Annotated in this window: 14 protein-coding genes; 13 read left to right on the top strand and 1 reads right to left on the bottom strand. The window is 43.7% G+C overall.

Annotated features, from left to right (window positions below):
* Positions 1-75: 75 nt before the first annotated feature.
* From E1163_RS23125 to wrbA, 4 genes are all read left to right on the top strand, one after another.
* Positions 76-306: a hypothetical protein gene (locus E1163_RS23125; protein ID WP_155174845.1), complete on the top strand. Its 231-nt coding sequence runs from the start codon at positions 76-78 to the stop codon at positions 304-306.
* 158 nt (positions 307-464) lie between these two features.
* On the top strand, positions 465-767 hold the full coding sequence (locus E1163_RS23120) for a hypothetical protein (protein WP_155174844.1): 303 nt from the start codon (positions 465-467) through the stop codon (positions 765-767).
* Between the two features lie 139 nt (positions 768-906).
* Positions 907-2,001, top strand: coding sequence for a mechanosensitive ion channel family protein (locus tag E1163_RS23115; RefSeq protein ID WP_155174843.1), 1,095 nt, complete (start codon positions 907-909; stop codon positions 1,999-2,001).
* 86 nt (positions 2,002-2,087) lie between these two features.
* Entirely contained in the window at positions 2,088-2,702 is a 615-nt protein-coding gene (gene wrbA / locus E1163_RS23110) for an NAD(P)H:quinone oxidoreductase (RefSeq protein ID WP_155174842.1), read from the top strand.
* 70 nt (positions 2,703-2,772) lie between these two features.
* Here wrbA and E1163_RS23105 read toward each other — a convergent pair whose 3' ends face one another.
* Positions 2,773-3,468, bottom strand: a complete 696-nt coding sequence (locus tag E1163_RS23105) for a type 1 glutamine amidotransferase domain-containing protein (RefSeq protein WP_246223847.1) — start codon at positions 3,466-3,468, stop codon at positions 2,773-2,775.
* Positions 3,469-3,641: 173 nt separating this feature from the next.
* Between E1163_RS23105 and E1163_RS23100 the strand changes: the two genes are divergently transcribed.
* From E1163_RS23100 to E1163_RS23060, 9 genes are all read left to right on the top strand, one after another.
* On the top strand, positions 3,642-4,766 hold the full coding sequence (locus E1163_RS23100; protein ID WP_155174841.1) for an NAD-dependent epimerase/dehydratase family protein: 1,125 nt from the start codon (positions 3,642-3,644) through the stop codon (positions 4,764-4,766).
* A gap of 31 nt (positions 4,767-4,797) precedes the next feature.
* Complete coding sequence (locus E1163_RS23095; RefSeq protein ID WP_155174840.1) at positions 4,798-5,331, top strand: hypothetical protein; 534 nt, start codon at positions 4,798-4,800, stop codon at positions 5,329-5,331.
* Positions 5,332-5,679: 348 nt separating this feature from the next.
* Positions 5,680-6,519 (top strand): bifunctional transcriptional activator/DNA repair enzyme AdaA, encoded by an 840-nt coding sequence (locus E1163_RS23090; protein WP_155174839.1) that lies wholly within the window; start codon positions 5,680-5,682, stop codon positions 6,517-6,519.
* Positions 6,516-7,238: a 2OG-Fe(II) oxygenase gene (locus E1163_RS23085; protein WP_155174838.1), complete on the top strand. Its 723-nt coding sequence runs from the start codon at positions 6,516-6,518 to the stop codon at positions 7,236-7,238. The genes E1163_RS23090 and E1163_RS23085 overlap by 4 nt, the downstream gene beginning before the upstream one ends.
* A complete protein-coding gene (locus E1163_RS31440) occupies positions 7,225-7,455 on the top strand; it encodes an Ada metal-binding domain-containing protein (RefSeq protein ID WP_155174837.1) in 231 nt (76 codons plus the stop codon). The genes E1163_RS23085 and E1163_RS31440 overlap by 14 nt, the downstream gene beginning before the upstream one ends.
* 76 nt (positions 7,456-7,531) lie before the next feature.
* The gene (locus tag E1163_RS23075; RefSeq protein WP_155174836.1) at positions 7,532-7,765 is read left to right on the top strand and encodes a hypothetical protein; all 234 of its coding nucleotides are present in this window, start codon (positions 7,532-7,534) and stop codon (positions 7,763-7,765) included.
* Between the two features lie 209 nt (positions 7,766-7,974).
* A complete protein-coding gene (locus E1163_RS23070; RefSeq protein ID WP_155174835.1) occupies positions 7,975-8,922 on the top strand; it encodes an FKBP-type peptidyl-prolyl cis-trans isomerase in 948 nt (315 codons plus the stop codon).
* A gap of 105 nt (positions 8,923-9,027) precedes the next feature.
* Positions 9,028-9,510: an SRPBCC family protein gene (locus E1163_RS23065; RefSeq protein ID WP_155174834.1), complete on the top strand. Its 483-nt coding sequence runs from the start codon at positions 9,028-9,030 to the stop codon at positions 9,508-9,510.
* Positions 9,511-9,628: 118 nt separating this feature from the next.
* Positions 9,629-10,030 (top strand): hypothetical protein, encoded by a 402-nt coding sequence (locus E1163_RS23060; RefSeq protein WP_155174833.1) that lies wholly within the window; start codon positions 9,629-9,631, stop codon positions 10,028-10,030.
* Positions 10,031-10,060 lie beyond the last annotated feature (30 nt).

Raw genomic sequence — 10,060 nt, 5'->3', positions numbered from 1 at the left:
TTCAGAAGTGTTCTGCTTTTGCATCCCACAAACCGCTTTTTGATTTGTTTATGTAACCAATTAAATTTTTTGCAAATGGAACAGGCACGAAGCGTACTCATCACTCACCGGGGAAATATGAATGGGGAGAGATATCTGATCGACAACTCCAAAAAAGAAGTTCACGACCTTTTTAATGTAAAAACCAATTGCCAGATCAATGACATTATGAAGCATGGTGACGATCTGCCTTGCAGGTCCTTGCAGGACGCCCACAAAGAGGGTATACATGATTGCATCTGGTGTATTGGTGGCTCGAAGAAGTAGACAGTCTTATGGTCTATGTCTGGTAGTGGTAAAAAGGCTTGTTTTCTGCTTATTCAAGCAGGAGATAAGTTATTTTGCATAAATTAAGATAAAAAGGTCTTTTTATCTTAAATAAAATCCGATAGCTTTGAATCTGGATTAAACAAGCATTTAAGGATATGAGCTATCAGAAAAATACACCCGGAAACCGCTTCACTCAATGGACAGAAGCCTTGGATTACAACCGTTTGCTGGTAATGGCAGTGATCATATTTATTCATACCTGCGTGATAATACCACCAACCTTACTGGTATTGCTACATACCCAGGCGGGAGACTGGCCTTATCTTGTTGTTACCGTTTTTTCGTTTGCTATACTGGTTTCTAACCTGTCGGTAATGCCTGCAAAAGTTACCGTTCCGATCTTTGCACTAAGTACTGTGGCACATATCGGCATTGTTTTCTTCTATTTGCTGTATTGAGCTTTGTAAGGAGGCGATTCATTAAGTTTTTCGCGTGTCGAACTCATAGAGGATAAAATAACGGTATGTTATAACAAATGAGCCACTAACGCTTTATATAATTGTGCATACAAAAAGTTTTACCAATTAATAAAGCGTAATGAACGAATTTCTGGAAAGAACTTATTTTAATAATACGGTTCAGGACTATGCCATTGTTTTGGGAGCTATTTTGCTCGGTATCATCCTGATCAAGGTCTTCAAACGTACGTTGCTTAAAAAGCTAAAGCAATGGACGGAGAAGACGAGTACAGATATAGACGATTATATTATAGATACCATTGCCACTTTTGGGCTACCGGCTTTGTATGCTACAGTCGTATATGTATCTATAAACTACCTCAACCTGTCGGAGCGAGCGGAGAATATCGTCACCATTGCCATGACGGTGGTAATCACTTACCTGATTATCAGATTTGTATCTTCAACTATTCTCAGGCTTTTGCGGGTATACATCAGGCGTCAGGAAAACGGTGAGGAAAAAGTAAAGCAGATCGGTGGGTTGATGATCATTATCAACGTTATCATATGGCTCATAGGCTTGCTGTTCTTTTTTGATAACATGGGCTATGATGTAACGGCAGTTGTGGCCGGTCTTGGTGTTGGAGGTATTGCCATTGCCCTGGCAGCGCAAAATATCCTGGGAGACCTTTTCAACTATTTTGTCATATTTTTCGACCGGCCTTTCGAGGTAGGTGACTTTTTGATCGTTGATGATAAGCTCGGAACAGTGGAGTACATCGGCGTAAAAACTACTCGTGTCAAAAGCCTTTCCGGAGAGCAATTGGTATTTGCCAATAGCGATTTGACCAATTCCAGAATACACAACTACAAGAGGATGGAGCGAAGGAGGGTGGTATTCAAAGTAGGCGTTGTGTATCAGACGCCCTATAACCAGCTAAAACAGATCCCCGAGCTTTTGAAATCCATAATTTTAGAGCAGCCTGATGTTGAGTTTGACAGGGCACATTTTCAGAAGTATGGAGATTCCAGCCTGGATTTTGAGATTGTATATTATGTTTTGAGTTCCGATTATAACAAATACATGGATACGCAACAAGCCATCAATTTCAGGATATTCGAGGAATTTGAGAAAATGGGAGTCTCTATTGCTTACCCTACACGTACGCTTTATCTGCATAATGAGGATAAGGAGGATGAGGATAGAGGACCTTCGGACACGGTGACAACCTAAAAGAAGCCAAATAAGTCTGTTTTAATCGAAAACAACTATTGAAGTTGTATGTTAATGTTTAAACATTCATTAAAACAAAAGTGACTATGGCTAAAATAAAAACGGCTGTGATTTACTACAGCTCAACAGGAACAAACTATCAATTGGCCCAATGGGCAGCAGAAAGCGCCGAGAAAGAAGGTTCTGAAGTGAGGATAAGGAAAGCGGCTGAGCTGGCACCTCAATCAGCTATATCGGCCAATCCGGCCTGGGAAAAGCATCATAAAGCTACTCAGGATGTAAAAGAGGTGTCGCTGGATGATCTTGAGTGGGCTGATGCTGTTATATTCAGTGTGCCTACACGCTATGGAAATGTACCTGCCCAGATGAAGCAATTCATGGATTCCACCGGGCCTTTGTGGCAGAAGGGTAAGCTTACCAATAAAGTGGTTACCGCCATGACCAGTGCCATGAATCCGCATGGAGGGCAAGAATCTACATTGCTGTCGCTATATACCACCATGTATCACTGGGGTGCTATAGTTGTAGCTCCGGGGTATACGGATGAGGTGACTTATGCAGCCGGGGGCAACCCTTACGGTACGAGTGTATCGGTAGACATGGAAGGCAATATGAAGCCGGATAAGGAGAACATCAGAAAGGCGGTAGTGCACCAGGCCAAACGCGTGGTGACTGTGGCCGGTTGGGTAGTTGGTGAGTGATTAAATAGAAATGAAAAAGCTATATCAAAAGTGAGTACAAATCCTTTGATATAGCTTTCCTGAATTTTCCCTATTCCTGATAAACGCTCTCCAGCACTTCGATCAGCTTTTTGGCTGTAGATCCTGCCGATGCAGGGTTTTGTCCTGTAATAATCAAACCGTCAACTCTTACCTTTGATGTAAAGGGAATCAAAGCTGCATCATAATCTGCCCCCAAGGCTTCGAGCCGTTCCTGCAAGCTAAACGGGATGTTGTCGTAAAGTCCTACAAGCTTCTCTTCCTTGTCAGCAAATGCTGTCACTTTTCTTCCTTTTAACAGTTCAGGGTTCATTTCTGCAGCTTTGAGCAATGCTGCCGGACCATGGCAGACAGCGCCTATCGGTTTATGTTGTTTGTAGAAGTCTAAAATTAAATGAGCACAGGCTTCGCTTTGTGACAAGTCCCACATAGGCCCGTGTCCACCGGGAAAGAACAAGGCATCGAATTGGTCAGCACTTACCTGGGCCAGCGTGAGCGTAGTCTTAAGCTTTTGCCTGGCCACGGAATCATCTTTAAAGCGCCTGTTAGACGAGGTGATGCTTTCGGTTAGTTCGCTTCTTGGATCTATCGGAGGTTCGCCTCCCCGGGGGCTGGCCAGTGTTACTTCATAGCCCTGATCAATAAACTCATAATACGGATCTGTAAATTCTCCCAACCAGACACCCGTGGTCTTATCAGAGTTGTCGAGTTCTTTATGGGAAGTAAGTATCATTAGTATCTTTTTCATATCGGTCTTTATTTGGTGATGTAGGTTTCTAACAGTGCACTGTTTCCAAAGGTTATGGTGATTGCGATGCTGACAAGCCTTTTCCCAGACAAACAGTTTGCCCGGAAAGGTGTTATAATATTGATGCAGCCTGATGATAGGTGGCTTGCTCATAGTGACTAAAAAAGGATAAAATGGAAAACCAAACATATGATACAGGAGCCCGGAATAGTGGCAAAGAGGTTATAATAGTAACAGGCAGTAGTGGGTTAATTGGAACTAAGCTTATCAAGCGGCTGGTGAAAAACTACCGGTTGATCGGGCTGGACAAAACCGGCAACCCTTTCCCTCCTATAGAGGCAGAGTGTGTAAACTTTGATATTACTTCCGAAGACAGCATCAGAGCAGCTATGGAGCGTGTACGTTATGGATATGGAAATAAGATTGCCTCCGTTATTCACTTGGCAGCTTATTATGATTTTTCAGGAGAGCCAAGTCCGTTGTACGAGAAGGTAACGGTCCAGGGTACTGAAAACCTGCTTAATGTGCTTCAGGATTTTGAGGTTGAGCAATTTATATTTTCAAGTACTAATCTTATCTATAAACCAACGGTGCCCGGGCAAAAGATCAACGAAGATTGCCCTATTGCGCCAAACTGGGACTACCCTGAGTCCAAGGCAGATACGGAGCAGGTAATCAAAGAGAAACATGGAGCCATGAAGACGGTGCTTCTTCGTATGGCAGGGGTCTATGACGATGAGGGGCATTCAATTCCGATTTCCCATCAGATACAGCGCATCTATGAGAAGCAGTTTACCAGTCATTTCTACTCTGGCGATACATCGCATGGTAATGTATTCGTTCACCTGGACGATGTGCTGGATGCGTTGATTAAAACCGTAGAGAAGCGGAAGGAGTTGCCAGAGGAGGTAGCCATAAATATAGGTGAGCCTGAAACCCCCAGCTATGAAGATCTGCAGCAGCGCATAGGAAAACTTATTCATGGTGAAGATTGGGAAACCTATGAAGTACCTGAGGCACTTGCTAAAATCGGCTCGTGGGGCATGAACTTGTTCGGAGACCCTTTCATCAAGCCATGGATGATCGACAGGGCAGATGATCATTATGAGTTGGATGTGTCAAGGGCGAAGGAATTGCTGGGCTGGGTGCCCAGTCACCGTTTGCTGGATACCCTTTCGGTTATCATTTCAAAGCTGAAGGAAGACCCTGTGAAATGGTATAAGGAAAACAAGCTGGAAATGCCTTCACGCTTAAAGGAGAAGGAAAAAGAAGAGGTGCAGGCCCATGCCTCCCATTGAGAATAATCAACACAACTAAAATTGAATAACGATGAAAACTGATGATATAGAAAGAAATGTGGGAAGTGTGGGATCAGCCATAGGCAGGAGCCTGCTAGCCGGTATTGCCGGTACAGTAGCCATAACTATTGCACAGATGATCGAAATGAAGCTCAGCGGCCGGGAGCCTAGCAATGCACCTGCAGAAGTAGGTGGCAAGGTGCTGGGCGTGGAACCCAGAGGTGGAGAAAAGGAGGAGCAGGATAAGAAACAAGGCAATGAAGAAAACTCGGTAAAAGAGCAGAATGAAGAGAAATTTGGGCAGTTGATGCATTGGGGCTATGGCACCGGCTGGGGAGTTTGCCGTGGATTATTGTCATTAGCGGGTATTAAAGGCCCTGCGGCTACCGCTATCCACTTTGGTGCCATCTGGGGCACAGAGCTGGTGATGGTCCCTGCCATGACGGAGTCGCCACCGGCATCCAAATGGGGAGCCAAGGCACTGGCCAAAGATGCCCTTCTTCACCTGACCTATGCATTGGCAGCCGGGGCAGTTTTTGATGCTATTGATAATGGCCGTGATTGAGCGTAATTTACATGTAGTGCTTTTCCTCCGATAACAGGTTCTGGAAGGATGCTTTTCATGAGTATAAATATCCCTGTATCTCTTACACGGTTATTTGCTTTTAGTCAGGCTTGCGGGTAACCCACAGTCTAGCTTTACTAATCCTTAGAGACTTAGTAAAGCAGGGGTTAACATTGGCTTATGTCTGGCTATAAGTCTTTTTAGTACGTACGCAGGTATCAGGTGTGATAACATTAACATGGTCACCCATTGAATCTAAAAATTTACATGTTTTGGATTTATAGCAATTTTCGGGTACTTTCCGGCTATGGCAACCTTTAGATTTGTATCTGGTAAATAATATTAGATATGACTGATTATCAACGCATAGCCCAGGCAATCAATTACATTAAGGCCAACTTCAAGGATCAGCCTAATTTAGAACAGGTGGCAGAGAGTGTACATTTGAGCCCATACCATTTTCAGAGGCTTTTTAAAAAATGGGCAGGTGTATCGCCCAAGAAGTTTCTGCAATACCTCAGTTTAGCACATGCCAAGAAGGTACTTTCTCAACAGCATTCCCTGGAAGAGACGACTTTCCAAACCGGTCTTTCAGGCTCAGGCAGGCTGCATGATCTTTTTGTGAATATTGAGGGCATGACTCCCGGAGAGTATAAGAACCAGGGAGAGAATCTTTCTATAAAGTACAGCATCAATGAATGCTTGTTTGGCAATTACCTGATCGCTACCACCGGCAAGGGAGTGTGCAACCTGCTCTTTTTTGATGATGAAGAACAAGTAGTGGAAGAACTCAAAATGCTATGGCCAAAAGCACATCTGGGAATGGGAGCAGATGGTGACCACGATACCGTAAGAAAGTTCTTCAATAAAAACCTTGACAATCCTGAAAAGATCAGGCTACACCTGAAAGGAACGGAGTTTCAGTTGAAAGTATGGGAAGCCTTGCTCAGGATCCCTGAGGGGAAACTGGTGTCGTATAGTGAAATCGCCAATCAGATCAGCCAACCTACGGCGCAAAGGGCGATAGGAACCAGCATCGGTAAAAACCCGGTAGGATATCTTATTCCCTGCCACAGAGTAATCAAGAGTGTTGGGGGTATAGGTGAGTACCGCTGGGGGCAGGAGCGTAAGATGGCTATTATCGGCTGGGAATCAGCCCAGGTGTTTGGGGAGGAGCATGCCGCATGATGGAGACAGCATTAACTTTACAACATCGCATCGAGAGCCAGGATTGGAATCACGTTGATGAACAGCTGTGCGGTCGCGGCTTTGCTCTTTTGGAAAATGTACTCTCTGCTGACGAGTGTACAGAACTTAAAGTTTTGTATTCACAGGACCATCTTTTCAGGAGTACCATAGACATGGGCAGGTATAGGTTTGGAGAAGGTGAATACAGGTACTTTAGATATCCCTTACCAGAGGTTATTCAGCAGCTCCGCACGGGTATGTATCCTTTTCTGGTGCCAACTGCCAATAAATTTGTAAGAGTCTTGAAGACAAGTGCCGGATACCCGACAGGTCATGGCGAATTTTTATCTTACTGTCATCAAGAAGGGCAGAAAAGGCCTACACCGTTGATTTTGAGATATGAGGAGGGAGGCTATAATACACTACACCAGGACTTGTATGGTGATGTATATTTTCCGTTTCAGGCAGTTTTGTTTCTAAATCAGCCCAACAAAGATTTTGGAGGTGGCGAATTTGTGATGACGGAGCAACGGCCTCGAGCGCAATCCAGTGCTGAGGTACTACAGCCGAACCAGGGCGATATACTCATTTTTACCACAAACTACCGGCCCGTTAATGGCGTGCGCGGGTACTATAGAGTTGCCATGCGACACGGTGTGAGCAGGGTAAAGTGGGGAGAGCGCGTAGCAGTGGGTATTATATTTCATGATGCACATTAAGGTTTCTGTTGTCCGGGTGATCCTTGCCGGAAAAATTTGTTATGCCGGAAACAGGAGGTTGAAAATCTATGGTATGCTGGACTGTGCTTGCGGTAAACGTATGAAAATGGAGAACAGGGTGTTTTTTGCCTGTGAAAGAGAGGCAGTTGAACTAGGGTACAGGCCATGTGCCAGGTGTATGAAGGAGAAATATGCATCCTGGAGCCGGAAATTTTAACATTTTTAACAGATTGATAATCAAAAGTTCATTCCAGCCGTATAAGACCATTGGTAACAGGAAAATACAAAACAAGATGGGTTCATCAATTATTGACAATATACTTGTATTTAAAACCAATATAACTAATGCTGTTCAGGTGGCATCCCTGGCTGAGGTGCTCGATACCACTGATGATATCGAAGACTGGAATATTGACATTCAGGACTGTGACCACATCCTCAGGGTGGTAAGTCGTGGCATCGGGACCCGTGATGTGATTGCCAGTTTGAAAGAGCTGGGCTTTCACTGCGAAGAACTCGAAGGGTAACCAAACCTGTTGAGTAACTCTTTGAGATTTTCATAACCTGATAGGTGTTTAAACTTATTTATTTTTTCTCAAATAATTTCTACTGTTTTCTTCCTGATATATAGCCTCTTGTGCATTTATGGAACTTTTCTTGTCAATTTTTTTAGGTTGCTGTTCCAACTATGCTGCATTCAGGTGTGTCATATAAATAGTAAAACGATCTTACTTATATGATAACAATTAGACCGATTGCGCATGTGATAGGAATGTCACTGTTAGTCTCAATTTTTTCTTCGTGTAAAGAAGAAGAAACCCAGCTTGAACGATTGAGAAGGGAGGAGGATGAAAAGATCACCAAATACCTCTCGGACAAGAGTATCTCAGCAACCAAAGATGCCAGTGGTATTTATTATGAAGTTTTAGAAGAAAACCCTCAGGGCGAAACGGTGAGGACTAATGACATCATTTCTGTTTTTTATGATATCAAAACGCTTGAAGGCAAGCAATTGGAAAAAACAACTGATTCATTGGCACCGGTTAGGTTTCTGCACGACTACAAAAGTGTAATTCCGCTTGGGCTGGACTATGCTGTTCACCTGATGAAAACAGGAGAGAGGTTCAGGTTCTATATTCCTTCCACATTGGCTTATGGAGACTATAAAGCTGATGACTTTGATGCCAATTCCATATTTATCATGGAGCTGGAGGTTGCCGGTGTTCAAACGATAGATGAGCGCTATAATGAAGAAATGAAGGAGCTAAGGGAATATTTAGACGCAAAAGCCGTAACGGATAAAGAGGAGCTATCCTCCGGGCTTATTTATAACCAGACATTGCAGGGTACGGGTACGCAGCCAACCAGCATGAGCAGGGTAAAGATCCATTATGAGTGCCGTTATCTGGATAGTACACTGGTGGATAAGACCAACCCCAGCCAACCTGTATCTATAGATCTGAATGGGGGCTATATCGTAAAGGGCCTAAAGGAAGGAATTCTGAAAATGAAAGAAGGAGGTAAGGCTACCTTCGTAATGCCATCAAAGCTGGCATTTGGAGGTAGTATACAGGTCTTTCCTTCTTCCGTGCGCGACGAGCTCGTGCAGGACCAGATCTTATTGACAAGGATTTTGCCCTTCTCTCCGCTCTTGTATAATGTAGAGCTTGTGGATACGAATTAATTTTGAGTACGTGATAGATTGATAGGGGTGCCTGCTGTCGGAAGATAGCAGGCATTTTTTTTGAGGTAGATTTTGTAACTTTTGAGCCTAAAAGCTTTAGTTATTATGAAAAACGATAAAGTAGAAGAGTCAGTACATCGAAGTATAACAGTTGAAGAACCTCCGGAAAAGGCATTTGAAATGTTTGTCAATAAGTTTCATGAATGGTGGCCTCAGGAGTACACCTGGAGCCAGGAGGTACTGGACTTTATAGCCATAGAGCCAAAACAAGGAGGAAGGTGCTTTGAACGAGGTCCGAATGGCTTTGAGTGCGACTGGGGGAGGGTGATAAGGTATGAGCCTCCTTATGCCATCACATTTACCTGGCAAATAGGTTTAAATCGTGACCCGGTGCCGGATTCGGATAAAGCCAGTATTGTTGAGGTGCGATTTGAGGCAGAGGACTCCCAAACCCATGTTCAGGTAAATCACCATTCATTTTCAAGGCATGGGGAGGGCTGGCAGCAGTATGTGGCGGGCCTGGCCTCCGCTCAGGGGTGGTCTTGGTTGTTGGATAAATATGCAGCAGCTTTCGATACTCAGTCATAAATCAGGCGATTTCAGGTATAATTTTTCGGTTTTCGGGAACCATTGTTCTTTGAATAGTATTTGTTATTTGTTTATATTTTAGGTTTTAAACTATAGCAAGCTACTTAGTACATTTTTTATGGATATAGAATTGATGAATGAGCCTTATGCGAGGGTTTTATATGACCCTGAGAAGTATATAGGGAAAATAATATGGCAGGGAAACCCGAAACAGGAAGAATATAAGAAGCCGTTTTTAGTGCTATTGGATTGGGCGCAGAAGGGCAATGTAGTTTCACGGTTTTTATCTGATACCAGAAATCAGGGGGTAGTATCTCCGGAAAACCGCAAATGGTTTGAAGCCGAAATGGTACCGGCCTCTATTAATGCTGGTTGTAAAAGGTCGGCAGTTATCACCAGTGGTAATGTGTTTAAACGCTACTACTTAAATATGATATTAGCGGTGGTCAATAAATTTGACATGCCTTTTAAGATCGTACAGGATGAAGAGAGCGCCATAGCATTCCTAATGGAGAAATAGAAAGAATCCGGTAGGCGCCCGCAAAGCCTG

It is taken from the genome of Fulvivirga kasyanovii (genome assembly GCF_009711405.1).
GTDB lineage: Bacteria > Bacteroidota > Bacteroidia > Cytophagales > Cyclobacteriaceae > Fulvivirga > Fulvivirga kasyanovii.
This window is presented reverse-complemented; position numbering and strand designations above follow the sequence as displayed.

Excerpts from the sequence above, each read along its gene's own strand:
- E1163_RS23125 (WP_155174845.1), top strand. The coding sequence starts at position 76 with ATGGAACAGGCACGAAGCGTACTCATCACTCACCGGGGAAATATGAAT.
- E1163_RS23120 (WP_155174844.1), top strand. The coding sequence starts at position 465 with ATGAGCTATCAGAAAAATACACCCGGAAACCGCTTCACTCAATGGACA.
- E1163_RS23115 (WP_155174843.1), top strand. The coding sequence starts at position 907 with ATGAACGAATTTCTGGAAAGAACTTATTTTAATAATACGGTTCAGGAC.
- wrbA (WP_155174842.1), top strand. The coding sequence starts at position 2,088 with ATGGCTAAAATAAAAACGGCTGTGATTTACTACAGCTCAACAGGAACA.
- E1163_RS23105 (WP_246223847.1), bottom strand. The coding sequence starts at position 3,468 with ATGAAAAAGATACTAATGATACTTACTTCCCATAAAGAACTCGACAAC.
- E1163_RS23100 (WP_155174841.1), top strand. The coding sequence starts at position 3,642 with ATGGAAAACCAAACATATGATACAGGAGCCCGGAATAGTGGCAAAGAG.
- E1163_RS23095 (WP_155174840.1), top strand. The coding sequence starts at position 4,798 with ATGAAAACTGATGATATAGAAAGAAATGTGGGAAGTGTGGGATCAGCC.
- E1163_RS23090 (WP_155174839.1), top strand. The coding sequence starts at position 5,680 with ATGACTGATTATCAACGCATAGCCCAGGCAATCAATTACATTAAGGCC.
- E1163_RS23085 (WP_155174838.1), top strand. The coding sequence starts at position 6,516 with ATGATGGAGACAGCATTAACTTTACAACATCGCATCGAGAGCCAGGAT.
- E1163_RS31440 (WP_155174837.1), top strand. The coding sequence starts at position 7,225 with ATGATGCACATTAAGGTTTCTGTTGTCCGGGTGATCCTTGCCGGAAAA.
- E1163_RS23075 (WP_155174836.1), top strand. The coding sequence starts at position 7,532 with ATGGGTTCATCAATTATTGACAATATACTTGTATTTAAAACCAATATA.
- E1163_RS23070 (WP_155174835.1), top strand. The coding sequence starts at position 7,975 with ATGATAACAATTAGACCGATTGCGCATGTGATAGGAATGTCACTGTTA.
- E1163_RS23065 (WP_155174834.1), top strand. The coding sequence starts at position 9,028 with ATGAAAAACGATAAAGTAGAAGAGTCAGTACATCGAAGTATAACAGTT.
- E1163_RS23060 (WP_155174833.1), top strand. The coding sequence starts at position 9,629 with ATGGATATAGAATTGATGAATGAGCCTTATGCGAGGGTTTTATATGAC.